This window comes from Butyrivibrio sp. AE3004, from assembly GCF_000703165.1.
Lineage (GTDB): Bacteria > Bacillota > Clostridia > Lachnospirales > Lachnospiraceae > Butyrivibrio.
On sequence record NZ_JNLQ01000002.1, the window covers coordinates 519936 to 542324 of the forward strand.

Sequence of the window (22389 nt, forward strand, 5' to 3'; positions counted from 1 at the left end):
AGAAAGCAAACAAATTTGCGTAACAGGTAAATTCGACATTTATCATGAAGGAGGATATACTTACTGTATATTGAGAGATGCCGAAGTGGAAAGATGAATTAAGTGTATGAGTTTAGGATTATTGATCGAACCAAAAGAGAAGCTTCCCGAAGATCGACAGTTATTTTCGAATACCATGCTTAAGGCAATGATTATTCCGCTGGTCATCGAACAGCTCCTTCAGATGATCGTGGGTCTGGCGGACACCATGATGGTGAGTTATGCAGGTGAGGCTGTCGTTGCCGGTGTTGGCCTTGATACGATGATCTATACTGTTTTCATCTATCTTTTTACCGCCGTGGCATCCGGCGGGGCGGTTGTCGTTTCGCAGTATATCGGCAGCCGTGAAAGGAAGAACGCAAACCTTTCGGCATCCCAGATCTATACCATATCCTTCATCGTTTCTGTTGTTTCAATGGTTCTGATGCTTCTGTCTGGAAACGCACTTCTTGCAGGGATGTATCCGGACACGGAACCTTTGACAATGGATGCCTGCAAAACCTATATGTGGATCGCCTCCATATCCTTTCCTGCCAATGCACTGTACAATGCGGGCTGTGCAATCTACCGTTCCATGGGAAAGACAAAAACGACCATGAAGGTTACCCTTGTTTCCAACATCATAAATGTGATCGGAAATTCAATCGGGATCTTTATCCTGCATGCAGGTGCAGCCGGCGTGGCATGGCCGACCACCATTTCCTGGTATGTTGCCGCGATCATCATGACGATCCTGTGCTTTAGAAAAGAGCATGTGGTAAATATCGAACTCAAAGACATCCTGCGCCTGGATTTTTTAATGGATAAGAGGATCCTTGGCGTCGCAATTCCCAATTCCATTGAAAACACTCTGTTTCAGGCGGCAAAAGTGGCTCTGGGAATGCTTGTAGCCACCTTCGGGACTTCCCAGATCGCTGCAAACACTACAGGCCAAACTTTCTGGTCTCTTGCGGCATGTATGAATGTTTCGATGGGAACTGTGTTTATCACTGTGATCGGTCAGTGTGTTGGTGCAGATGATTCTGTTGCCGCGCGCTGGTATATGATAAAGCTCACAAAATTATCCCTTTTTCTTGCGATGATCTGGAATGTGGCTGTCATGATCCTGACCCCGCTCCTGCTTCCGTTTTATAGCCTTGGCGATGATACCAAATTGCTGATTCTGATCATAGTGGCCATTCACAACGCCTTTGCGGCCGTCATTCAGCCGTTTTCGGGGCCTCTGTCCTCGGGCTTAAGGGCTGCGGGTGATGTTTCTTTTACCATGTGGACATCTATTTTCTCTACTGTAGTGTGCCGTACAATCCTGTCGTTTCTGCTTGCCAAATGGCTCGGCATGGGAGTTGTCGGGATTGCCCTTGCGATGGGCCTTGACTGGTGTATTAAGTCCGCGCTTGATATCTGGAGATTCTTCAGCGGAAAATGGATGAACAGGAAAGTGATCTGATGAAAAGACAGATTCCAATCTGTCGGTTTGAGGTATTGGACTTCACAAGACTGCCTGAAAGATGAAGATTTAATGAGAGAAACCGTGGTGGGTTTGGAGTCCGACACCTATACGAGTGGATTCGGTAAGATCAGATCATGGTATCGATACAGCGACGGAGAGTTCCGTTCGTTGGAAAAATGAGGGACATAAGGTTTAGCTTGAAAGATAAGTAACTTATGATAAAGAAGTTAACAGATGGCATCAAGGTAAGGTATTCGGAGGCATTTATGATGACCTACCGACGCTGAAGAAGAAATAACTTTCAGCATAACGCTCCACCTTCTAGGGACTTAGAGCGGAAGATCGGAAGATAAAACGGGAAGAGAATTTTGCTACGGTTTGTGGAACGATGTTTTGATCTGTGTAAGGAATTTTTCAGCTATGGGAGTAAAAGAAGGATATTTATTCCATATCAGATACAACTCGGATGTCTGCTTAGGTGAAAGGGGACGAAAAACAAGCCCGCTCTCTTTGGAGCAGTTGATCAGATGCTCAAAGGTTAGCAGGATCCCAAGCCCTTCCTTTGCAAACATGGAACCGTTATAGGACAGACGGAAAGAGCCCTCAAGATGAAGCTTGTCAAAACTATCCCTTGCCCATTGAGGAATTTCGTTGTTCCAGCTTTGTTCAGAGCAGAATAATGGCCTACCGATAAGATCCTTTACTCTAACGGACTTCTTCTTGGCGAGAGGGTGATCAGCAGGCATGACAGCTCCCCAGACATCGGCTTCCGGAAATTTCAAGTAATCGTATTTTGCAGAGTTTGGCTTTTCACATAATACCGCAAAATCAAGCAGGCCCTTATCAAGTTTTTCCGTCACCTGCTCGGTATCTCCACTGGTGATATGGTAGGTAAAACCGGGATATCGGTTCTTTAACTTGTGGATTTCTTTTGCAAGATGCCGTATCTGAAAGCTTTCTGCCAGTCCAAAATAGATATCCCCGCCGGTGATATCGTCAAGGGTGATGAATTCCTGTTCTATACGGTCGGCCATGGCGATGAGATCTTCCGCACGGTCGCGAAGAAGCATCCCCTCATCAGTCAGGGATATGCTAAAGCTGTGACGTGTGAACAACTTCTTTCCCAGTTCATCTTCGAGTGATTTTAATGTTTTTGAAAGCGTAGGCTGTGTGACATGAAGCATGTCCGCAGCCTTTGTCATATTCTCTTCCCTTGCGACGGCAAGGAAGTATCGCAGGCTTTTGATCTCCATAGAATTCTCCAGTTCGCAGTGCACTCAAAAATGCTTCGCATTTTTTCGTTCTTCGGCATTCGCCGAATATATGGATTTATAATTTAGTGCTTATGCGAGCAAACTCCCAACGCACTAATTATAAATTCATATGCACTGCTCATTGCTACATGACATTCCATTTTGGAATATCACGATATTCATTTTATTCATTAGCGAAGAATTCGTCAAGTAAATATAATGAGGATACGAGGTAGGACAGATGGAAGTAAAAGCCCTGATAGAAAATCTTACAGACAGTGGATGCTCTGCGGAAGGAACAAAGAGAGCAAAAGCACTTTACGAAGCAGGAGATATGGATGGGCTCGTAAAGTATCTTCGAAAATGTCGATGTGATCTGGTGGAGGAAATGCACGACAGTCAGAGGAAGGTTGATCGGATGGACTATCTGATCAGACAGACACAAAAAGAAGCGGATAAACAGTGATAAGAGAACGGAGGATGCAATCATGATCAAAAAGGAAGAACTGAAACTGGTAACTGAATGGGACAAAACATTCCCTATGAGCGATAAGGTAGACCACAGCAAGGTGACCTTTGTGAACCGATATGGGATAACACTTGCAGCAGATATGTATGTACCGGGGGATAAAGAGGGCAGACTTCCTGCAATCGCAGTATGCGGTCCCTTTGGTGCAGTTAAGGAGCAGTGCAGTGGATTGTATGCGCAGGCCATGGCAGAGAGAGGCTTTCTGACAATAGCGTTTGATCCTTCTTTTACCGGAGAAAGTGGCGGGAATGTAAGATATATGGCTTCCCCGGATATCAATACTGAGGATTTCATGGCGGCGGTTGACTTTCTTTCCCTGAATGACAGAGTTGATCCTGACAGGATAGGGATCATAGGTATCTGCGGCTGGGGCGGAATGGCGATCAATACGGCGGCACTCGATACGAGAATAAAGGCAACCGTGGCATCCACCATGTATGATATGACCAGGGTGAACGCAAACGGTTACTTTGACAGTGAGGACAGTGAAGAGGCACGTTATGAGAAGAAGAAAGCTATGTGTGCTCAGAGGCTGGAGGATCTGAAATCGGGTGATTATAAGCTTGGCGGTGGAGTTGTCGATCCGTTGCCTTCGGATGCACCTTTCTTTGTTAAGGACTACTATGACTACTACAAGACCGACAGAGGATATCATAATAGAAGCCTTAATTCTAACGGTGGATGGAATGTCATCGGATGTGAGTCTTTCATTAACCAGCCTATTCTGAAATATTCAAATGAGATCAGAAGTGCAGTGCTTCTTATCCACGGAGAAAAGGCTCATTCGTGCTATTTCTCAAAGGATGCCTATGCAGATATGATTAAAGACAGCAAGTATGCTGATAATAAAGAACTTATGATAATCCCTGATGCGGTGCATACAGATCTATATGATGGCGGAGATAAGGATTATATTCCTTATGACAAGCTGGAGAGCTTCTTTAAGGAGAATTTAAAGTAATGATAACGGTTGAAGAAATACTGGAATATCTTAATTCGGACAGAGTAGAAGATATGACAGAAGAGATGCATGAATGTTCCATGAGGCAGAGCCAGGCTGCTATAAAGCAGACCATGGAATTAAATACAAAGTATCACACACCGGAAGAGATAGTCAGGATCATGTCTGAACTGACAGGTGATGAAGTGGATAAAAGCTTCAGACTGTTTCCGCCTTTTTATACGGATTTTGGAAGAAACATTCACATCGGAAAAAATGTATTCATCAATTCCGGATGCAGCTTCCAGGATCAGGGCGGCATATACATTGGTGATAACACCCTGATTGGGCACAGGGTCGTCCTTGCTACTCTGGATCATGATTTGAATCCTTATGACAGGCACCTTCTGTGTGCTCCTATACATATTGGAAACAGGGTTTGGATTGGAGCAGGAGCGATAATTACAAGAGGTGTGACAATTGGTGATGGAGCTGTAATTGCAGCCGGAGCTGTTGTGACAAAGGATGTTGAGGAAAACACTATTGTAGGAGGCGTTCCTGCAAAATTTATCAAGAAGATAGAGAATGTTAAACCGATAGAGAAGAAATAAAGGATGGGATGATATGGGTAAAGTGTTAGTGATTTCTACAAGTCTTCGAGCAAAGAGTAATTCCGATATACTTACGAAAAAGCTTATAGAGGGAGCAAAAGCTTCAGGTCATGATGTGGAACATATAAGCCTGAAAGGGAAAAATATCAGTTTCTGTATAGGATGTCTGGCCTGCCAGAACACTCAGAGATGCATCATTAAAGATGATGCTGTTGAAATTGCAGAAAAAGTAAAGAATGCTGATACCCTGGTTTTTGCAACACCAATCTATTACTACGAGATGAGCGGACAGATGAAGACTCTTTTGGATAGGCTCAATCCGTTGTATCCTTCAGACTATAAGTTCAGGAATGTATATATGCTATCTGTTGCAGCTGAGGATGAAGAGTTCGTACCTGAAAAGGCAATTAGTGGACTCCAAGGGTGGGTTGACTGTTTTGGAAAGGCAGAATTTTCAGGGTCCTTATTCTGTGGAGGAATAGGTGATATGGGCGAAGCTTCAGGTAAAAAAGAGGAATTAAGTGAAGCCTATGAGTTTGGAAAAACATTAAAATAAAGGAAGTTTGCGATGAAAACGAAATTGATTGTGATGACACTCTGTGTGTTCATGATGCTTTGTACCAGCGCATGCTCAGGTGATACTAAGACACCATATGAAAACTTTGATTTGAGCGCTGCCATTTCTAAATCAGAAGATATAGAAGCAGAAAGTACAGAGGAAATCGTTTTATCAGAAGACGTAAAAACATATCACACAGAAGAAACTGATAATCAAGCTGTTGAGAGTGACACTTCTTCTGATGATACGGGTATTGGAGAAAAAACTATGATAATGAAAATTGGTGATATTAAAGTAGATGTAGACTGGGAAAATAATCAGGCAGTAGACGCGCTGCGAAATATGGTTGAAAAAGGCGATGTCATAATTCAGATGTCAATGTATGGCGGATTTGAGCAGGTGGGATCTATAGGTCAGAGTCTTCCAAGAAATGATAAACAGACGACAACATCATCAGGGGATATAGTTCTTTATTCAGGGAATCAAATGGTTGTGTTCTATGGGTCTAATAGCTGGTCATACACACGGTTAGGTCACATATCTGATAAGGATGAGACTGGCATGACTGAGTTGCTTTCAAATGGCGATGTTACAATAACTATTAGCATGGGATAGGGATTATTAAAGTGGAAATATATTGGTACAAAAACGGTGGCTACAAGTCGAAAGATTAATAGTCACTATTTTTTTTAAATTATTTTGATGTAACTATTGACATTACATCTCGGAGATGATATATTTGCACTATCAGATGAAATCACGGCGGTTACATCAATGAACTTTTTAACATTCGAGGATAATTACCTCGCAGGGCAGAGTCCGGAAAGGAAAATAATCATGACAAATAAGGAAAAAGCATTAGCACTCATCGGAACATTCGCATCAGGAGACACAGCAAAGGCAAAGGAACTTCTTGCACCAGGTTATATTCAGCATAACCTCGCATTTGGAACAGGAGCAGATGCATTTGTAGCAGCAGTTGAAGGACTTGCACAGGCACCTGTAAAAACAACAGTTAATAACATTCGTGCATTCGAGGATGGGGATAAGGTTTTCCTTCAGACAGTATATAATTTTGCAGGAGCAGGAGAGCAGGTCGGATTCGATGTTTTTAGATTCGATGCAGACGGTAAGATTGCAGAGCACTGGGATAATCTGGCAGACAAGGCAGCTCCTAATCCTTCAGGACATACTCAGATTGATGGAACTCTTGAGAAGAAAGATGTAGACAAGGAAGAAACACGTAAGGTTGTTGCCGGATTTGTAGGCGATGTACTCCGCGGGGAGAATCCGGATAAGCTTACTTCATATTATGACGGAGACAAGTACATTCAGCATAACACAGCAATAGCAGATGGTCTTTCCGGTCTTGGAGCTGCACTTGAAGCTATGGCTAAGCAAGGTATTTCGATGGTTTACAACAAGACACATATGGTTCTTGCCGATGGTGATTATGGCCTTGCCTGCTCAGAAGGAACCTTTGGCGGTGTACCTACAACCTACTATGATGTGTTCCGTGTTGAGAATGGCTTTATCGCAGAACACTGGGATGTAATGGAGACACTTGCTGACAAGGATACATGGCAGAATCAGAATGGCAAGTTCTAACATGGTGAAGATGATTGTAACTGTTGAAATTACAACAAGCCTGCGTTAGAATGAGAACATAGAGACGTACCGTGTCCCGTGTACTTGGGATAGTATGAAACGGATCGGAAATGGAGACATAATAATGCAGATTTCAAGCAGATTTACAGTGGCATTACATATCTTTGCCTGTGTTGATACATTCAAGGATGAATATAAGGTGACCAGTGACTTTCTGGCATCGAGCATCAATACTAATCCCGTCATAATCAGAAAGATACTCACGCAGCTAAAGAGTGCCGGACTGATCAACGTAGCCCGTGGAACCGGCGGGATCGAACTTACAAGAGATTTATCGGAGATTACCTTCTTTGACGTATACGAAGCGATCGAACCTGTGGAGGACGGTGATCTGTTCCGATTCCATGAAGCACCAAATCCGGAATGCCCGGTTGGTAGGAACATTCATACGCTGCTGGATGATAAGCTTAAGAGCATTCAGGATGCGATGGAGACAGAAATGAAGAAGTACACGCTTATGGACATCCGAACAGGAATGCAGGAACTTCTGGCGAAGGAAGCTTAAGAGATTGGACTCCGGTAAACAGCCGGAGTCCATTTTTAAAGGAGCCTCAAATGGAGACCAAAGACTATCTGAATTATATTGTACATGAAATACACAGGACGATCGTAGCAACGGTTGATGATGAAGGTCTGCCTGTTACGGCGGCAATCGATATGATGGACTGCGATGATGTCAGCCTGTACTTCCTTACCGCAAAAGGAAAGGGGTTTTATGACAGACTGAAAAAAAGAGGATTCCTTGCTTTTACAGCCATGAAGGGCGAAGATACAATGTCAAGCATCGCAGTATCCATCAGAGGCAAGGTTCGTGAACTTGGCTACGACAGGATACCGGAACTGTTTGAGAAGAATCCTTATATGCATCAGATCTATCCGACGGAAGAATCCATGAAGGCACTTACGGTATTTCAGATATTTGAAGGAAACGGTGAGTGGTTTGATCTTTCAAAGAAGCCGATAGAGAGAGCTTCATTTACATTTGGTGGGTCAGAAAAGAAAACAGAAGGATATTATATTACGGACAGTTGTATCGGCTGTGGAAACTGCGTGTCGGTTTGTCCACAGAATTGCATCAGGAAGGACCAAGTTCCATTTCGGATTGAGCTGGATCATTGTCTGCACTGCGGTAATTGTATGAATGCCTGTCCGGTCGGAGCAGTGGTCAGGAGATAAAAAGAATGTCAAATAGTAAAACTCAGGAGGAACGCCTGGATTATCTTGTAGAGGAATTCAAGGCAGATTCAGATGAATATAAAGATTTACAGACTTCAAAAAGCATAGAAGAGAAAAGACGGATCCTTCGATCGCTTATGAATATCCGTATGCCAAAAGAGATTTTATCGGAGATACTCAAAGTACAGGATGAATATCTGTCGGAAAGAGCAGTCGAAAAGGGGATTGTGAATCTGCCGGACATCCCAGTGATCAGGGATGGTCTATCTATATGGCAGGGGGATATCACAAGACTTTCGGTGGATGCCATAGTAAATGCGGCTAATTCGCAGATGCTGGGCTGTTTTGTTCCGATGCACACCTGTATAGATAAAGCGGCACCTACCTCAATCACACAGGCATACAACAAAAGAATGGCAAGGTGCTCGTAAACCTTGCATTACCTATGCTTATGCCGGATGAAGACGCTAGGCCAGGAATTAAACTGGAATTTATAAGAAGACAAAAAGGGATTAGTAGAAAAGAACTTGCTGATAAATTAGAAATTGCTCCAGGGGCTTTGTTTAATCTTGAAAATGAATTTAATCCAATCCATTTTGATGATGCATTGAAACTTGGAAATGCACTTGACGTTGAACCAGATATCTTTATTGATGAAAGTGCAAGGTTTTGTGCTTCAGGTTATGGAGAGAAGATAAGAATTATTCGACGAGCTTGTGACGCAACTCAGGAAGAGTTTTTTAAAATGATTGGTGTTACCCGATCGACTTTATCCTGCTGGGAAGCAGAAATTGGTGAGTACCATCCAAGTTCAGTATTCTATTACAAACTGAAAGAAATTGCTGAAGAAAAAAATATTGATATTAACCGTCTTAATAGTGATCCAGACAGCTTCATCGATGATTATGAACTGTTCTTAACAGGAGACTATGGTGAAAAAATAAAATATATCCGTTCTGCTTATGGTGTAACACAGACAGAGTTTTGTAATATGATTGGATATACAAGTGGGACATCATCATGTAATTGGGAATCCATGACTGAGAAACCGCTTCGAAAGGCCTATAATAGGATAAAGTTTGTGGCAGAAGCAAAGGGTATAGACATTAACAAGCTAAATGCTAATCCGGATTATTATAAGGACGAGTATTCAAGATTTGTAGAGAAGAATAGTGGCGCTAAGATTAGATATATTAGGTTGCAGTACAGAGCTTTTACTGATGACTTTGGTAAAATGCTAGGTTGTTCAGGAAATGCTGTTTGTACATGGGAACGAGGACAATGTATCATGGGGCGCCAGTATTTCGATGAGTTAAAGAAACTTGCAGAAGCAAAAGAAATCAATCTTGAGAGTTTAGATGACAATCCTGATGTATTCAAAGATGATTACGATAGGTTCTGTGTAACAGGTTGTGGAAAGAAATTAAGATATATCAGAAATATCTGTGGAATGTCGGCAGAAAAGTATGCAGAAGTTATTGGAGTAAGCAGGCAAACTATTTTTATCTGGGAGTCTGAATTAGTTCAAAGAGGAACAATCAGAAGACCGGGAAGAGAAAATTTTGAAAAAATCAAACAAGTAGCTATAGAACATGGGATTGATTTAGACACAATAGATGAGGAACTGGCCAAGGTTGATGATTATGAAGTTTTTTGCCAAAACGGATTTGGCGCTAAGATAAAGTCTCTTAGAAATGTATATGGAATGTCACAGCGTGCATTTTCAGAGCTCGTTGGAGTTTCTGTTGAGACGATTAGTAGATGGGAACGTGAGGGCAAAGTTAGAGGAAAAATAGCGTTTCCATCTAAGGAAAGGTTCCGAGAATTTAAGAGATTGGCAGAAGAGAAAGGAGTTGATTTTCTTGAATCATGCTGAGCAAAGAGTATGGATGATTCAACAACTGCTGGATGAAGATTTAAATTATAAAGGCTATACAATTCCTAATGATACTAATGAGCAGAAAGATATGCTCAGAGCACTTATGAATGTTAGAGAACCTAAGCCTATTAGTCAGGAATTTCTTGATATTCAGGATGAATATCTTAAAGAAGAGAATAATTCTGTAAAAATTACAGATGTGAATGATTTAACTCCTACCAAAAACGATGACAGATTATATCTTTGGCAGGGAGATATAACTGCATTAAGGATTTCAGCAATCACAAATCCTGCCAATGACCGTATGTGTGGATGTTTTCAGCCGCTTCATTCCTGCGCGGATAACATTATTCACTCGAAATCTGGAATTCAGCTTCGCGGCGAATGTTTTAGAATAATGAAAAAGCAGGGACATCCGGAACCTACAGGACAAGCCAAAATAACTCCAGCATACAACCTACCATGTGATTATATTCTTCATACAGTTGGACCAATTGTTCAGGGACCATTAACAAAGAAGCATGAAGATTTGCTTGCTTCTTGCTATAAGTCGTGCCTTGATCTTGCGGATAAGAATGGAGTTACTGAGATAGCTTTTTGCTGTATCTCTACTGGAGTATTCATGTTTCCTAATCAGAGAGCTGCTGAGATTGCTGTAGAGACAGTTAAAAACTGGCTTGATGAGACAGGCAGTGAGATGAAGATTGTTTTCAATGTATTTAAGAATCTTGATTTTGAAATATATGAAAAACTGTTAAATGGTTAAGGTATAAGGAGTGTTTTATAATGACAACGGCTAAGATCAGATCGTTTCAGCCAAATGGATATCAGGAAACAATAAAAAAAGGTTTAAGTGCCATACATAGCTTTAACAGCGGTATGTCCCTTGGGAAAGATGATGATACAGAGCAGCTTGACAGATTAAAAGAAGAAATAAAGACAGCTGATGCTATTGTTATTGGAGCCGGGGCAGGACTTTCTACTTCCGCAGGGTTTACGTACAGTGGAGACCGGTTTAAAAAGTGGTTTTCTGATTTTGAAGAAAAATATGGTTTTCAAGACATGTATTCAGGCGGGTTTTACCCATACAAAACCAAGGAAGAGTTCTGGGCATATTGGTCAAGGTATATCTACATCAACAGATACCTTGATGCACCTAAAGATACTTATACAAAACTTTATAACCTTGTTAAGGATAAAGATTACTTTGTGATTACTACAAACGTGGATCATTGCTTTCAGAAAGCAGGCTTTGATAAGAAAAGATTATTTTACACTCAGGGAGATTATGGTCTGTTTCAAAGTTTGAATCCTGCAATTAGGGAAAACTTTAATAATGAAGACTGGGTGATGAATGCCATGGAATCTCAGGGATTTGTTAAGGATGGGAATGGAATTTTTGCAATACCATCTGGTGGTGGAGTCAGAATGGAAATTGACAGCAGTTTGATTCCAAAGTGTCCGATTGATGGTAGTGATGTTACCATGAATCTTAGAAGTGATGATACATTCCTTGAAGATGAAGGCTGGCATAGAGCATCAGCGGCTTATTCTGATTTCCTTAGAAGACATGAAACCCTGCATGTGCTTTTCCTGGAGCTTGGGGTAGGCAGCAATACACCAGTAATAATCAAGTATCCATTCTGGCAAATGACAATGGAAAATGAAAAAGCTACATATGCATGCTTGAATTACAAAGAGGCATACTGTCCCAGAGAGATAGAAAATAGGAGCGTATGCATTAACTGTGATATAGATGAGCTTTTGGATAATCACAGGTGGCGTGATTATCAGAAGTTATGATATGTGTGCTTGACACAAATACTCCTATATCGTAGTATAAAACTACGATATAGGAGTATTTAATTATGAAGACAAATGGTGGATTTCTTGTTACAAAAATAAAACAGCTGGGTGATCGTATATTTGAAAGGATACTGGCAGAAAAAAACATTGATGCATTTAACGGAGCTCAGGGAAGGATTCTTTATGTCTTATGGCAGGAAGATGGTGTTCCTATTAAAATTATTTCCGAGAAAAGCGGACTTGCAATTACTTCACTTACAACCATGCTTGAGCGGATGGAAAAAAACGGACTGATAAGCCGCAAAACTGATGAAGCTGATAAGAGAAAAACTCTTCTGTTCCTCACAGATAAAGCCAAAGAACTTAAAGAAGCTTATGACTCCGTATCCAATGAGATGGGGAATATTTATTATCGTGATTTTACGGATAAAGAGATTCTTCAGTTTGAAGAGTATCTTAACCGCATCAGGGTAAACCTTGAGGAATGGAGTGACAAATGAGTATCTGTATTAAAGATCAGATTCAGAACATGAATCTTGTTATAGGGTGCACTGTTGGATGTCCGTACTGCTATGCCAGAAACAATACGAGGCGTTATCACATCATAGATGATTTTGAAAAGCCACAGTTTTTTCAAGGAAAGCTTCGTATGATGGAAAAGAAAAAACCGCAGAATTTTCTGCTGACCGGCATGAGCGATCTCTCGGGCTGGCATGAGGAATGGAGAGAGGAAGTCTTTAAAAAGATAGCAGAGAATCCTCAGCACCAGTTTCTTTTTCTTACCAAACGACCGGATCTTCTGTCTTTTGAAACAGATCTTGATAATGCATGGTTTGGCGTTACAGTTACGAGAAAGTCTGAGTTATGGCGTATTGATGCACTGCGGAGCAATGTGAAGGCAAAAAAATATCATGTTACCTTTGAGCCTTTGTTCGATGATCCGGGTAAGGTTGATCTTACAGGCATTGACTGGATTGTGGTGGGAACCATGACAGGTGCAAAGAGCAGGACTGTTAAAACAGATCCCGGGTGGGCTTATTCATTGACAGAACAGGCTCATGAACTGAACATTCCTGTATTCTGGAAAGAAGATCTTGTTCCGATTATGGGAGAAGAAATGATACAGGAAATGCCGGATGCTTTTAACAAAGTGCTGGAGGAACAGAGGATATGGAACAACCAGAAATCAAAGTAAATCATATAGAAACAAAAAGTGTAATGACAAAATCGAATACTCCTATTGGAGGATATTCGGTGAATCCCTATGTGGGGTGTCCCCATGCCTGTAAATACTGCTACGCATCTTTTATGAAACGCTTTACAGGGCATACGGAGGAATGGGGAACTTTCATGGATGTGAAAGACTGGCCTGAAATAAAGAATCCAAAGAAGTATGCCGGCCAGAAGGTAATCATTGGAACAGTTACGGATGGTTATAATCCGCTAGAGGAAACATATAAAAATACAAGAAGACTTCTGGAAGAACTAAAGGACAGTGGTGCGGACATACTTATCTGCACAAAGTCAGACCTTGTACTAAGAGATCTGGATCTGCTAAAAGAGATCAATGAAAATAGCAGACTTACAGTATCATGGTCAATCAATACTCTCGATGAAGAGTTTAAAGATGATATGGATGCGGCAGTAAGCATAGAAAGAAGGCTTGCTGCAATGAAAGAGGTATATGCGGCAGGCATTCGTACAATTTGCTTCATTTCACCCGTTTTCCCGGGGATTACGGATATAGAAGCAATCATAGACAGGACAAAAGATCAGTGTGACCTTGTATGGCTTGAGAATCTGAATCTTCGCGGAGGTTTTAAGGCAGATATCATGAAATACATTTCCGATAAACATCCGGATCTGGTGCCGCTGTATGACGAAATTTATAACAAAAAGAACCGCAGCTATTTTGAAGCGCTGGAAAAGAAAGCAGAAGAGCTGGCTAAAAAGTATGATTGCAGGTTTGTTGATAATGAAACTCCGTATGAGAGAGTAGAGAAAGGACATCCAACAATCGTAGATTACTTTTACCACGAAGAAGTAAGAGGAACTGCCAATAGTGGAAAGAGAAATGTAATTCATAATCCTTGATGGAAGAATAAACCGGAAGTTAATCGCACAAATTCCAGTTGCGGAGGTAAAGATGGTAATAATTATAACGGGAGCATCCCATGTCGGGAAAACGATTCTGGCACAACGGATGCTTGAGAAATACAAATACCCTTATTTTTCAATTGACCATTTGAAAATGGGACTTATTCGTAGCGGCATTACTGATTTCACCCCAGAAGACGATGATGAACTTACAGACTATCTTTGGCCAATCGTTCGAGAGATAATAAAGACTGCTATTGAGAATGAGCAGAACCTTATTGTTGAAGGCTGCTATATACCTTTTGATTGGAGGAATAGTTTTGGGGAGCAGTATCTTCAGTCGATAAGATTCATCTGCCTTGCTATGTCAGATGAATATATAGATTCGCATTTTGAAGAAATAAAATCACATGGCTCTGATATCGAAACAAGGCTTGATGATTCTAATTGTTCAGCTGAGCAACTTAAACAAGATAACCACCAAATCATAGAGGGGTACCAATCTAACGGAGAACAGACCACTCTAATCACAGAAAGCTTCGATGATTCGATAAGGGGAGTATTGGATTAGCAAATTTGAAATAAACCATTTATCTACCACTTATGACATATTTTACTGTAAAAAACAAACAAAACTATTATATTATTGTATAGGTGTATATCATTGTTTTGTAGATTTTATTTAAAAAAACAAAACATTACAGAGCCAGTAATAGTAGGGGTTTATGGGTCAAAATTATTTTGTTTAAAAAAATATGGTTTTACAAGTGTTTGACGCTAAAAACCAAAAACCAAAAAATCCCAAAGAAACAAAAAAATTTTAAAATTCTTTAGAGCTGCCTGTAATAATTGCAGGCGGCTTTTTTTGAAGATGGAGATCGTTATGACCAATGGTAAAGTAGCTGTAATTACAGGTGGTGCTCACGGCATTGGAAAAGCTGTAGCAGAATCGTTTCGTGCTGATGGTGTTACCGTGCACATTATTGATAAAACACTCGGGGACTGGTTCGTGGGTGATGTAGGAGATAAGGATACATTAGAGAGATTTGCAAAACATGTCATAGAACAGTCCGGACATGTAGATTATCTCATCAATAATGCGCTTCCAATCATGAAAGGAATTGATGAATGCAGTTACGAGGACTTTCAATATGCCCTTTCCGTTGGCGTGACAGCTCCGTTTTACCTTACGAAGCTATTGATGCCTGTATTGTCAGATGGAGCATCTATTATAAATATATCATCATCTCGTGACAGGATGAGCCAGCCTAAAACAGAAAGCTATACTGCGGCAAAGGGCGGGATAGCTGCATTAACACATGCCCTAGCAATCAGCCTTGCAGGAAAAGCCAGAGTGAACAGTATTTCACCGGGATGGATAGATACGACTGATACTGAAATCATAGGAGCAGATGCCTTACAGCAGCCTGTAGGACGAGTAGGAACGCCGGAAGATATCGCTGAAATGGTGAAGTTCCTATGTTCTGATAAAGCCGGTTTTATCACGGGTGAGAATATCTGTATAGACGGCGGCATGACAAGACAGATGATCTATCATGGCGAACATGGATGGACATACGATGTTTGAGAATGTTAAAAAGGAGCTTAGATCATGATACGTAAAGCAGTGAAATCGGACCTTGATGCAGTAGAAAATATCTATGATGAGATCCATCAGGCAGAGGAAGCAGGGATAATTTCTGTTGGGTGGATCAGGGGGATATATCCTGTAAAAGAGACGGCAGAAGAGGCTTTGAAAAGAGATGACCTTTTTGTTATTGAAAAGGACGGCATTGTCCTTGGTTCAGGAATCATAAATAAGGTTCAGATGGATATATATAATAATGTCAAATGGGAGCATGAGGTGGAAGATGATAAGGTGTGTGTGCTGCATACACTTGCAATATCACCTCGATCGGGAAAGATGGGACTCGGCAAGCAGTTTCTCAGATTTTATGAGGATTATGCATTACATAATGGTTGTTCCGAACTTAGGATAGATACAAACGAACTAAATATTATTGCACGAAAAATGTACAGTAAACTTGGATATAAAGAGCTTTCTATTTTACCTACAATCTATAACGGTTTACCCCATGTAAATCTGGTGTTGATGGAAAAATATATTGGAGGACATGCATGACTCTTTCTACAATTTTGTCTTTACTTATTACGGTTTTAGTATGCGGAATACTATATTACAGGATGATAAAAAGGGAGATACCTAAACCTATTGGCTGGATACAGGCCCTTGTACCGATTGCCTTAGGTATGGCCACGATGGAAATCTCAGGTTTTATAGGAGTTAAGCTCTTTTTTGCAAATACTGCATTGAGGACTGCAGTTGATCAGATGCCTTCATTAATGGGATCGCTTGTAAGTGCCTTTATGGCCGCCGGCATGCCGGAAGAAGTTATCAAGTTTATTGCAATCATCTTGTTTGCCACAATCTTTAAAACTTGATCTCTATATTGAAGGTAAGGATGAGCAGAAAGTATATGATGCTTTGAATAAGCTGTTTGTTCTTGAAGAATTTTAGATTATGAAGGTGATATTACCAGAAAGTTAAAAAGATAAATGCCCACCATAGGTACCTGTCACTGTGAACGATTGTTCCCAGTGACAGGTACCTATTCTGGTAGTATGATTATTTGCATATGCAATCGATAAATCGTAGATTACTTTTACCACGAAGAAGTAAGAGGAAGGTTAATATAGATTCTCTTGAAGCTATAGCCTTTGATCCTTACACACATGGTTATTATAAGGTGTCCGGAAGAGTCGGAGAGGCTTTTTCAGATGGAAAGAAGCTCTTTTGATGGACAACAATTTACAATAATGAAAAAGCTGAGGGCTCAACCTTCAGCTTTTTCTATTTCTTTAATATATTCAAAGCCGAAAAGTTCAATCTGATCCAAGACCTTCCTGAATTTTTCGCCCATTTCGCTAAGACTATATTCAACTCTGGGAGGAACTTCGGCATATACCTTTCTGGTTATCAGTTTGTCATTTTCCAATTGTCTTAACTGTCTGGTCAGCATAGCTCTGGTGATGTCCGGAATATTCCTTTCAAGTTCGTTAAAACGTTGTGTTCCTGTACTAAGCTGAAAGAGTATAACTATGGCCCACTTACCTTGAAGGACTCTTTGAGTTGTGGCATAAGGACATTGACCGTAAATGCTTTTCATTAAAATTTTCTCCTTGTATTTCCGCAAAAGTATCAAAAATGTGACTATGTATTATAAATGTTCGTACTTGTTTGAAATTGCCTAAGGGATAAAATGATGATACAACAAACAAAAACAAATATCAAATACATGGAGGAAAACAAAAATGTCAAATTTCAAAAAAGTAAACGTAACAGAGGCTCCTAGAACAGAACTTCATGATGCTCTTGGTTTAACGGGAGCAGAGATAAGTATCAATCATCTTCCTGCAGGAGCAGGTGTTCCCTTTGTACACTCACATAAAAATAATGAGGAAATCTATCTTATTCTTTCCGGAAAGGGTAAGGCTGTAATTGATGGAGAGGATGTTGAAATCGCTAAAGGTGATGTGGTTAGAATTTCACCTGAAGGAAAGAGACAGTTTCTTGCTGCGGAAGATTCAGAGTTAAGCTATGCATGTATCCAGGTCAAGGCAGGTTCAATTGGTGGATTCACTGCAGAGGATGCAGTGATGTACTGATCCTCAAAAGACACCAGCTTTTTCCATAACCATATCTGATAAAGCAAACGGAACAATTTCAGCCGGATCTGATGCAGGGCTTATCCATTCATCTATTCTTTCTTTTGGAAGCATAAGTGGCATCCTGTCATGGATTTTGGAGAGCTCTGCTGTTGGCTCTTTGGTGAGAACCACAAATACAGGATAGCCGTCTTCGATGCGGTAAAGACCGCAGAGCCAGGTCACAGTGCAGCCTCTTGGCTGTATGGCATATTTATCACCGGTCTTGACCCTGCCATCTGCGCTTTTGAAATGTTCACACTCAAAGTAATAAGAAGCTGGGATGATGCATCTGTGTGATTTCCAGGCGTCCTTGAAGGTGGGCTTTTCCATAGCGGATTCAACACGGGCATTGAAAAGGCTCCGTTTACCGTCTCTTGCAAGAAAGCCCCATTGCATGGGAAATACACTTTTTACACCTTTGGCATTGGGGGCTATTACAGGAACTATATCTGTTGGGCGTACTTCTCCATCAGTGATCAGCGGCCTTGCGTAGGTATCTACAAATTTACTGGTTAGAGATGACCGTAAAGCTATTTCAATTATATCTTTTAACTCCGGGAGATCCTTCTCCAGCGCATATCTGGTACACATATCGTTTTAACTCCTATGGATATTCATCTATATCTTCATAACCATTATCGGCAAAGTAGTCTTCATTCATTTGCTCGGATTTTGCAAGCTCATCGCTAAAACCTTTAAGAGCATCAAAGGGACTGAATATCTTGGCTCTTCTTCCAAGATCCATTGCCGGATGTTTTATGGAAAAGCTGTCAGTCTTATCATGCTTTGGTTTTCCCTTTAAAAAGACATCTCTGTATCTGAAATTGGAAGGTATTTCTATCACAGAACTTTCGCTATTCATCTGATTCCTCCGTTTCTAATAGACCGGAGGCTGTGCTTTAAGCTCTGTGACCTCCGATCTGCCTATTTCTCTCTATAGTTGTTGCACCTTCAAGGAGATTTGTTCCTTTAAGAAGTGCATTTGCGCCATACCTTGTCCTGACTTCCAAAAGGGCAGCATGAAGTCTTTTTTCTCTGTTTAGTGCATCGTAATCTGTAAACAGATCCATCTGAAATATTCCTTCGTCGCTTTTTACATCACAGGCACAGATACCAAGTCTGCGGAATAGAATCCTGTGATCACTTTTTTTCTTTACATCTGCCATTAAAAGGTCAGTAACCAGCTGAACACTGTTGGTTGCTGCACGCATACGCACTGTGCCATTTGAATAGGGCATCTGCAGCATATTCTGATTTTATTCGTAGACATGAGAATCTTCACGTTCTTTATCTTGAACTTGGAGTGGGAGCCAACACCCCTGTTATAATAAAGTATCCATTCTGGCAGATGACGCTGGCAAATGAGAAAGCGGTATATGCCTGCTTAAATTATGGTGAATCATTCTGCCCAGAGGAAATTGCAGATAGAAGTATATGCATTGATGGTGATATAGGAGAAGTATTTGAAACGCAGATTTCTTAAATGTCTGCAAAATGTCCGCATAATGTCTGTAAAATGTCCGCTTGCTGTCTGTTTTCAGGCGTTTTTGAGTGTGTTATATTTACAATGGACAAAGAAATGAGGAAAACAAAAACACCTCACCTCCGAGTCCATTTCTTTTGCAAAAGAATAAAGGCATATTGAGCGTCAGCTCATGAGAATTAAAACTCATGGGTCTGGCGCTTTTCTTATGTCAGTAACCAGCCAGCGGATGACGATCCAAGGATAAGCGCAAACAGAAAGGGAGTTTGACACCTGTAACGTTACAGGTTATAATAATGACATGATAAAATCGTTTGCACATAAAGGTTTAAAAGACTTCTATGAAACTGGTTCAAAGAAGGGAATTCAGCCAGATCATGCACCGAAATTAGCGAGAATGCTTGACCGATTGGATGCCAGCACCAGTGCTCAAGATATGAACTTGCCTGGGTATAGATTACATACACTTAAAGGTGATAAGCAGGATATGTGGTCTGTTACAGTAAATGGTAATTGGAGAATGACTTTTTACTTTGAGGGTCAGGATGCATTTCTTGTAGACTACATGGACTATCACTGAGGAAGGAGGAAAAACACATGACTAGAAGACCGACACATCCAGGAAATGTATTCTTGGAAGATGTAATGAAACCATTGAATCTCACAGTCACCGATGCAGCGAGAATGCTAGGAGTAAGTAGAAAAGCATTGTCAGAGTTTGTTAATGAGAAAGCTTCTCTTAGCCCGGAAATGGCCATAAGGATAAGCAAGGCAACTAATACATCTCCGGAAAGCTGGATGAATATGCAGCAGAAACTGACGCTATGGATAGCACAGCAAAATGAACCATCAAATGTAATACCCTTTCCTCTGGACGCAGTAAAAGAGGGATGATTGTAATAGCTCTGGAATCAAGATTTGATTAGTTGATGTCCGGAGCTATTTTATTTTTGTCTGAAAAAAGGTATGATAATCCATAAGTTGTCGGAAAAGATGATAGGAAAAAAGGGAGAGTAGGATAAGATGAAGCATTGTGGGACACAGACAATCGAAACAGAAAGGCTTATACTGAGACAATTCAAGAGTGAAGACGCCGATGCCATGTTTAAGAACTGGGCAAATGATGAAGAAGTTACTAAGTATCTGACTTGGCCACCTCATGGAACGGTGGATGTTACAAAAGAGATTTTAAAACAGTGGGTGGATTCATATAAGGATGAAAAGTACTATCAGTGGGCCATTGTTCTAAAAGAAATAGATGAACCGATAGGCAGTATCTCTGCAGTTGGCATGAAAGAGAGTATAAACATGATCCATATCGGATACTGTATCGGAAAGCGCTGGTGGAATCAGGGGATTACATCTGAAGCATTAAAAGCAGTCATAGATTTCTTTTTTGACAAGGTGGAAGCAAATCGTATCGAATCAAGGCATGATGTTAATAATCCACACTCCGGTATGGTCATGAAAAAATGTGGAATGAAGTACGAAGGGACACTCCGTAGCTCAGATATTAACAACCAGGGACTTAATGATTCCAGTTGGTATGCAATTCTAAGATCAGATAGGTGAGATCCCGGGAATACAATCTATGAAAGAAGACAGCGCAAGAAGCTTGAAGAGAAAATAAGTAACTAATGATTTTAGAATATATTTATTGGTTCTTTAGGTTGGATTAAGTTAACTCGTCTATAATGAGACTGTAAGTTGAGAACAGGGCACGTTTTGATTCAGTGAATATGCTTACTGCGAATGGTAGCTCGCAATATAAAATACTCCAAAACTTTTATGATGAACAGGAACAAATATATGGAGGATTTTTATAATGTTCAAGAAATTGGCAACTATTTTGACAACATGTGCGATAACCGTATCTGCAGTAGCTTGTGGAAGCCAGGCTCAGCAGGTAGACAGTATCCAGACCGATTCATCGGAAAGTACTCAGGAAGAAAGTGCTTCTTCTGAAGAGGTAAAAGAAGAAGCTTCAGATTCTGCTGCAGAAACTGAAACAACTAAAGATACCGGTTCTGCTGTAGAGTTGGGTCTTGTCAGTAACACACTTGCTGAAGATGAAGAGGGTCTTGTGGAGACATATACAGATCTTTTTGACCAGCTCACTTATACTGATGAGGAGACGGATCTTTCTATAACTTATAATCTGTACCTGCCTGAAGGATATGATGAAAATTCAGAATACCCCATGGTTGTGTTCATAGGTGATTCGACAACTGCAGGAACCGATGCTGAGTATTCGCTTACACAGGGGCTTGGCGGTCTTGTATGGGCAACATCAGAATGGCAGTCAGTATATCCGACCATAGTAGCTGTACCAACATATCCTGAAACAATTCTTGATGACCATGATGGATATAGTACAACAGAATATGTTGAGCTTACCAAGAGATTTATTGATTACATGTCAGATGAGTACGCAGTAGATACTGATAGAATCTATGGAACAGGTCAGTCCATGGGATGCATGACGACACTCATACTTGCATCGGAATACCCGGATTTATATGCTGCGTGTATGTTTGTTGATGGTCAGTGGTGTACGGAACTTCTTTCAAATCTGGAGGGGCAGACCTTCGTTTATTTTGCAGCTGAAGATGATACAAGTGCATGGACCGGAGCGCAGGACCTTATGGCTAGATATGACGCAGATGGCGTCACCTACACATATGCACAATGGGACGGAACATGGTCGGCAGATGAGCTTTCATCAGCTGCATCAGAATTACTCAGTGGAGAAGCTACAGGAGCATACTTCATATCCTGGAAAACAGGAACAATTGATGCAGGAACAGGCAATTCACCCATGGGCGGTGGAGATGGCAGCTTTGGCGAAAGAGGAAACGGCGGGCAGATGAGTTCTTCTGAAGAAGGAGGCCTTTCAAATCCCGAGGCTGCTACAGACGCTTCTTCAGATGTAAGTGAAGATAAGCCGGCAATGGAAATGACCGGCGAGAAGCCTCAAGGAATGATGGGCGGAAATGGTGGAGGCGCCGGAGGCGGAGCTTCATACCATATGGCTTCATTCGACTACGCCTATAACTGTATAGCAGTTATGGAATGGTTGTTCCAGCAGTAAGAGATCATGACTTCTTAGATGAAATTATAGAAATGCGCACTACGCTGCGCATTTCGTGAGAATATGATACAAGTGCAAA

The 22389-nt window shown here is 41.0% G+C and carries 30 protein-coding genes and 2 pseudogenes; 27 read left to right on the forward strand and 5 right to left on the reverse strand.

Annotated features, from left to right (window positions below; genetic code table 11):
* Positions 1-106 precede the first annotated feature (106 nt).
* Entirely contained in the window at positions 107-1486 is a 1380-nt protein-coding gene (locus BV60_RS0105365) for an MATE family efflux transporter (protein WP_029320052.1), read from the forward strand.
* A gap of 374 nt (positions 1487-1860) precedes the next feature.
* Here BV60_RS0105365 and BV60_RS0105370 read toward each other — a convergent pair whose 3' ends face one another.
* Entirely contained in the window at positions 1861-2742 is an 882-nt protein-coding gene (locus tag BV60_RS0105370) for a LysR family transcriptional regulator (RefSeq protein WP_029320054.1), read from the reverse strand.
* A gap of 241 nt (positions 2743-2983) precedes the next feature.
* Between BV60_RS0105370 and BV60_RS0105375 the strand changes: the two genes are divergently transcribed.
* The 20 genes and pseudogenes from BV60_RS0105375 (at position 2984) to BV60_RS22660 (ending at position 16826) form a co-directional block, all read left to right on the forward strand.
* Positions 2984-3208 (forward strand): hypothetical protein, encoded by a 225-nt coding sequence (locus BV60_RS0105375; RefSeq protein WP_029320055.1) that lies wholly within the window; start codon positions 2984-2986, stop codon positions 3206-3208.
* A gap of 22 nt (positions 3209-3230) precedes the next feature.
* Entirely contained in the window at positions 3231-4232 is a 1002-nt protein-coding gene (locus tag BV60_RS0105380; protein ID WP_029320057.1) for an alpha/beta hydrolase, read from the forward strand.
* A gap of 2 nt (positions 4233-4234) precedes the next feature.
* Positions 4235-4822, forward strand: a complete 588-nt coding sequence (locus BV60_RS24355; RefSeq protein WP_442856312.1) for a sugar O-acetyltransferase — start codon at positions 4235-4237, stop codon at positions 4820-4822.
* A 13-nt stretch (positions 4823-4835) separates the two neighbouring features.
* The gene (locus tag BV60_RS0105390) at positions 4836-5378 is read left to right on the forward strand and encodes a flavodoxin family protein (protein ID WP_029320060.1); all 543 of its coding nucleotides are present in this window, start codon (positions 4836-4838) and stop codon (positions 5376-5378) included.
* Positions 5379-5390: 12 nt separating this feature from the next.
* A complete protein-coding gene (locus BV60_RS23730) occupies positions 5391-5996 on the forward strand; it encodes a cyclophilin-like fold protein (RefSeq protein ID WP_051656529.1) in 606 nt (201 codons plus the stop codon).
* 159 nt (positions 5997-6155) lie between these two features.
* A complete protein-coding gene (locus BV60_RS0105400; protein ID WP_242840952.1) occupies positions 6156-6989 on the forward strand; it encodes a nuclear transport factor 2 family protein in 834 nt (277 codons plus the stop codon).
* A 124-nt stretch (positions 6990-7113) separates the two neighbouring features.
* Positions 7114-7554 carry an Rrf2 family transcriptional regulator gene (locus BV60_RS0105405; RefSeq protein WP_026657282.1) on the forward strand — a complete coding sequence of 147 codons (441 nt, stop codon included), beginning with the start codon at positions 7114-7116 and terminating at the stop codon, positions 7552-7554.
* A gap of 50 nt (positions 7555-7604) precedes the next feature.
* Positions 7605-8225 carry a 4Fe-4S binding protein gene (locus BV60_RS0105410; RefSeq protein WP_029320065.1) on the forward strand — a complete coding sequence of 207 codons (621 nt, stop codon included), beginning with the start codon at positions 7605-7607 and terminating at the stop codon, positions 8223-8225.
* A gap of 5 nt (positions 8226-8230) precedes the next feature.
* A pseudogene (locus BV60_RS0105415) lies at positions 8231-8611 on the forward strand (protein-ADP-ribose hydrolase); the annotation flags it as partial.
* A gap of 65 nt (positions 8612-8676) precedes the next feature.
* A complete protein-coding gene (locus BV60_RS0105420; RefSeq protein ID WP_197029528.1) occupies positions 8677-10101 on the forward strand; it encodes a helix-turn-helix domain-containing protein in 1425 nt (474 codons plus the stop codon).
* Complete coding sequence (locus BV60_RS0105425; protein WP_029320071.1) at positions 10088-10870, forward strand: protein-ADP-ribose hydrolase; 783 nt, start codon at positions 10088-10090, stop codon at positions 10868-10870. The genes BV60_RS0105420 and BV60_RS0105425 overlap by 14 nt, the downstream gene beginning before the upstream one ends.
* A gap of 20 nt (positions 10871-10890) precedes the next feature.
* Positions 10891-11907, forward strand: coding sequence for an SIR2 family NAD-dependent protein deacylase (locus BV60_RS0105430; protein WP_035777087.1), 1017 nt, complete (start codon positions 10891-10893; stop codon positions 11905-11907).
* A 65-nt stretch (positions 11908-11972) separates the two neighbouring features.
* Positions 11973-12410 (forward strand): radical SAM mobile pair system MarR family transcriptional regulator, encoded by a 438-nt coding sequence (locus tag BV60_RS0105435; protein ID WP_013282512.1) that lies wholly within the window; start codon positions 11973-11975, stop codon positions 12408-12410.
* Positions 12407-13105, forward strand: coding sequence for a radical SAM mobile pair protein A (locus BV60_RS0105440; protein WP_022762011.1), 699 nt, complete (start codon positions 12407-12409; stop codon positions 13103-13105). The genes BV60_RS0105435 and BV60_RS0105440 overlap by 4 nt, the downstream gene beginning before the upstream one ends.
* Positions 13081-14004, forward strand: coding sequence for a radical SAM mobile pair protein B (locus BV60_RS0105445; protein ID WP_022755164.1), 924 nt, complete (start codon positions 13081-13083; stop codon positions 14002-14004). Before BV60_RS0105440 ends, BV60_RS0105445 begins: the two co-directional genes overlap by 25 nt.
* Positions 14005-14056: 52 nt before the next feature.
* The gene (locus BV60_RS0105450) at positions 14057-14578 is read left to right on the forward strand and encodes an adenylate kinase (RefSeq protein WP_029320075.1); all 522 of its coding nucleotides are present in this window, start codon (positions 14057-14059) and stop codon (positions 14576-14578) included.
* 300 nt (positions 14579-14878) lie between these two features.
* Positions 14879-15595, forward strand: a complete 717-nt coding sequence (locus BV60_RS0105455; RefSeq protein WP_330376341.1) for an SDR family NAD(P)-dependent oxidoreductase — start codon at positions 14879-14881, stop codon at positions 15593-15595.
* A gap of 24 nt (positions 15596-15619) precedes the next feature.
* A complete protein-coding gene (locus BV60_RS0105460) occupies positions 15620-16150 on the forward strand; it encodes a GNAT family N-acetyltransferase (protein ID WP_029320079.1) in 531 nt (176 codons plus the stop codon).
* Positions 16147-16470: a hypothetical protein gene (locus BV60_RS0105465; protein WP_029320081.1), complete on the forward strand. Its 324-nt coding sequence runs from the start codon at positions 16147-16149 to the stop codon at positions 16468-16470. The genes BV60_RS0105460 and BV60_RS0105465 overlap by 4 nt, the downstream gene beginning before the upstream one ends.
* 194 nt (positions 16471-16664) lie before the next feature.
* Complete coding sequence (locus BV60_RS22660) at positions 16665-16826, forward strand: hypothetical protein (RefSeq protein ID WP_330376200.1); 162 nt, start codon at positions 16665-16667, stop codon at positions 16824-16826.
* Between the two features lie 36 nt (positions 16827-16862).
* Here BV60_RS22660 and BV60_RS0105470 read toward each other — a convergent pair whose 3' ends face one another.
* Complete coding sequence (locus BV60_RS0105470) at positions 16863-17195, reverse strand: winged helix-turn-helix transcriptional regulator (protein WP_013282515.1); 333 nt, start codon at positions 17193-17195, stop codon at positions 16863-16865.
* A gap of 145 nt (positions 17196-17340) precedes the next feature.
* Between BV60_RS0105470 and BV60_RS0105475 the strand changes: the two genes are divergently transcribed.
* Positions 17341-17694, forward strand: a complete 354-nt coding sequence (locus tag BV60_RS0105475) for a cupin domain-containing protein (protein ID WP_013282514.1) — start codon at positions 17341-17343, stop codon at positions 17692-17694.
* Between the two features lie 3 nt (positions 17695-17697).
* On the opposite strand, the gene BV60_RS0105480 is transcribed toward BV60_RS0105475, so the two are convergent.
* From BV60_RS0105480 to BV60_RS0105490, 3 genes are read right to left on the reverse strand one after another with little or no spacing between them, the layout of a single operon-like run.
* The gene (locus tag BV60_RS0105480; protein WP_029320083.1) at positions 17698-18327 is read right to left on the reverse strand and encodes an SOS response-associated peptidase; all 630 of its coding nucleotides are present in this window, start codon (positions 18325-18327) and stop codon (positions 17698-17700) included.
* 13 nt (positions 18328-18340) lie between these two features.
* Positions 18341-18598 carry a hypothetical protein gene (locus tag BV60_RS0105485; RefSeq protein ID WP_029320084.1) on the reverse strand — a complete coding sequence of 86 codons (258 nt, stop codon included), beginning with the start codon at positions 18596-18598 and terminating at the stop codon, positions 18341-18343.
* Between the two features lie 37 nt (positions 18599-18635).
* On the reverse strand, positions 18636-18947 hold the full coding sequence (locus BV60_RS0105490) for a hypothetical protein (protein WP_197029529.1): 312 nt from the start codon (positions 18945-18947) through the stop codon (positions 18636-18638).
* A 17-nt stretch (positions 18948-18964) separates the two neighbouring features.
* On the opposite strand from BV60_RS0105490, the pseudogene BV60_RS20935 reads away from it, so the two are divergent.
* The 5 genes and pseudogenes from BV60_RS20935 to BV60_RS21715 form a co-directional block, all read left to right on the forward strand.
* Positions 18965-19219, forward strand: a pseudogene (locus tag BV60_RS20935) (hypothetical protein); the annotation flags it as partial.
* A 301-nt stretch (positions 19220-19520) separates the two neighbouring features.
* A complete protein-coding gene (locus tag BV60_RS0105500; protein WP_026657287.1) occupies positions 19521-19799 on the forward strand; it encodes a type II toxin-antitoxin system RelE/ParE family toxin in 279 nt (92 codons plus the stop codon).
* A gap of 17 nt (positions 19800-19816) precedes the next feature.
* Complete coding sequence (locus BV60_RS0105505) at positions 19817-20113, forward strand: HigA family addiction module antitoxin (RefSeq protein ID WP_026499360.1); 297 nt, start codon at positions 19817-19819, stop codon at positions 20111-20113.
* 129 nt (positions 20114-20242) lie between these two features.
* Positions 20243-20791, forward strand: coding sequence for a GNAT family N-acetyltransferase (locus tag BV60_RS0105510; protein ID WP_029320091.1), 549 nt, complete (start codon positions 20243-20245; stop codon positions 20789-20791).
* Between the two features lie 253 nt (positions 20792-21044).
* Positions 21045-22310, forward strand: a complete 1266-nt coding sequence (locus BV60_RS21715; RefSeq protein ID WP_051656531.1) for an alpha/beta hydrolase-fold protein — start codon at positions 21045-21047, stop codon at positions 22308-22310.
* The last annotated feature ends 79 nt before the right edge of the window (positions 22311-22389 follow it).

What these genes read in the sequence shown, in the direction of transcription:
- BV60_RS0105410 (WP_029320065.1), top strand. Translation starts at nt 7,605, where the DNA reads ATGGAGACCAAAGACTATCTGAATTATATTGTACATGAAATACACAGG.
- BV60_RS0105510 (WP_029320091.1), top strand. Translation starts at nt 20,243, where the DNA reads ATGAAGCATTGTGGGACACAGACAATCGAAACAGAAAGGCTTATACTG.
- BV60_RS0105420 (WP_197029528.1), top strand. Translation starts at nt 8,677, where the DNA reads ATGCCGGATGAAGACGCTAGGCCAGGAATTAAACTGGAATTTATAAGA.
- BV60_RS0105505 (WP_026499360.1), top strand. Translation starts at nt 19,817, where the DNA reads ATGACTAGAAGACCGACACATCCAGGAAATGTATTCTTGGAAGATGTA.
- BV60_RS0105375 (WP_029320055.1), top strand. Translation starts at nt 2,984, where the DNA reads ATGGAAGTAAAAGCCCTGATAGAAAATCTTACAGACAGTGGATGCTCT.
- BV60_RS0105405 (WP_026657282.1), top strand. Translation starts at nt 7,114, where the DNA reads ATGCAGATTTCAAGCAGATTTACAGTGGCATTACATATCTTTGCCTGT.
- BV60_RS22660 (WP_330376200.1), top strand. Translation starts at nt 16,665, where the DNA reads ATGCAATCGATAAATCGTAGATTACTTTTACCACGAAGAAGTAAGAGG.
- BV60_RS0105380 (WP_029320057.1), top strand. Translation starts at nt 3,231, where the DNA reads ATGATCAAAAAGGAAGAACTGAAACTGGTAACTGAATGGGACAAAACA.
- BV60_RS0105370 (WP_029320054.1), bottom strand. Translation starts at nt 2,742, where the DNA reads ATGGAGATCAAAAGCCTGCGATACTTCCTTGCCGTCGCAAGGGAAGAG.
- BV60_RS0105365 (WP_029320052.1), top strand. Translation starts at nt 107, where the DNA reads ATGAGTTTAGGATTATTGATCGAACCAAAAGAGAAGCTTCCCGAAGAT.
- BV60_RS0105440 (WP_022762011.1), top strand. Translation starts at nt 12,407, where the DNA reads ATGAGTATCTGTATTAAAGATCAGATTCAGAACATGAATCTTGTTATA.
- BV60_RS0105475 (WP_013282514.1), top strand. Translation starts at nt 17,341, where the DNA reads ATGTCAAATTTCAAAAAAGTAAACGTAACAGAGGCTCCTAGAACAGAA.
- BV60_RS0105465 (WP_029320081.1), top strand. Translation starts at nt 16,147, where the DNA reads ATGACTCTTTCTACAATTTTGTCTTTACTTATTACGGTTTTAGTATGC.
- BV60_RS0105390 (WP_029320060.1), top strand. Translation starts at nt 4,836, where the DNA reads ATGGGTAAAGTGTTAGTGATTTCTACAAGTCTTCGAGCAAAGAGTAAT.
- BV60_RS21715 (WP_051656531.1), top strand. Translation starts at nt 21,045, where the DNA reads ATGTTCAAGAAATTGGCAACTATTTTGACAACATGTGCGATAACCGTA.
- BV60_RS0105490 (WP_197029529.1), bottom strand. Translation starts at nt 18,947, where the DNA reads ATGCGTGCAGCAACCAACAGTGTTCAGCTGGTTACTGACCTTTTAATG.
- BV60_RS0105470 (WP_013282515.1), bottom strand. Translation starts at nt 17,195, where the DNA reads ATGAAAAGCATTTACGGTCAATGTCCTTATGCCACAACTCAAAGAGTC.
- BV60_RS0105450 (WP_029320075.1), top strand. Translation starts at nt 14,057, where the DNA reads ATGGTAATAATTATAACGGGAGCATCCCATGTCGGGAAAACGATTCTG.
- BV60_RS0105445 (WP_022755164.1), top strand. Translation starts at nt 13,081, where the DNA reads ATGGAACAACCAGAAATCAAAGTAAATCATATAGAAACAAAAAGTGTA.
- BV60_RS0105435 (WP_013282512.1), top strand. Translation starts at nt 11,973, where the DNA reads ATGAAGACAAATGGTGGATTTCTTGTTACAAAAATAAAACAGCTGGGT.
- BV60_RS0105485 (WP_029320084.1), bottom strand. Translation starts at nt 18,598, where the DNA reads ATGAATAGCGAAAGTTCTGTGATAGAAATACCTTCCAATTTCAGATAC.
- BV60_RS0105460 (WP_029320079.1), top strand. Translation starts at nt 15,620, where the DNA reads ATGATACGTAAAGCAGTGAAATCGGACCTTGATGCAGTAGAAAATATC.
- BV60_RS0105430 (WP_035777087.1), top strand. Translation starts at nt 10,891, where the DNA reads ATGACAACGGCTAAGATCAGATCGTTTCAGCCAAATGGATATCAGGAA.
- BV60_RS0105455 (WP_330376341.1), top strand. Translation starts at nt 14,879, where the DNA reads ATGGAGATCGTTATGACCAATGGTAAAGTAGCTGTAATTACAGGTGGT.
- BV60_RS0105480 (WP_029320083.1), bottom strand. Translation starts at nt 18,327, where the DNA reads ATGTGTACCAGATATGCGCTGGAGAAGGATCTCCCGGAGTTAAAAGAT.
- BV60_RS0105400 (WP_242840952.1), top strand. Translation starts at nt 6,156, where the DNA reads ATGAACTTTTTAACATTCGAGGATAATTACCTCGCAGGGCAGAGTCCG.
- BV60_RS23730 (WP_051656529.1), top strand. Translation starts at nt 5,391, where the DNA reads ATGAAAACGAAATTGATTGTGATGACACTCTGTGTGTTCATGATGCTT.
- BV60_RS0105500 (WP_026657287.1), top strand. Translation starts at nt 19,521, where the DNA reads ATGATAAAATCGTTTGCACATAAAGGTTTAAAAGACTTCTATGAAACT.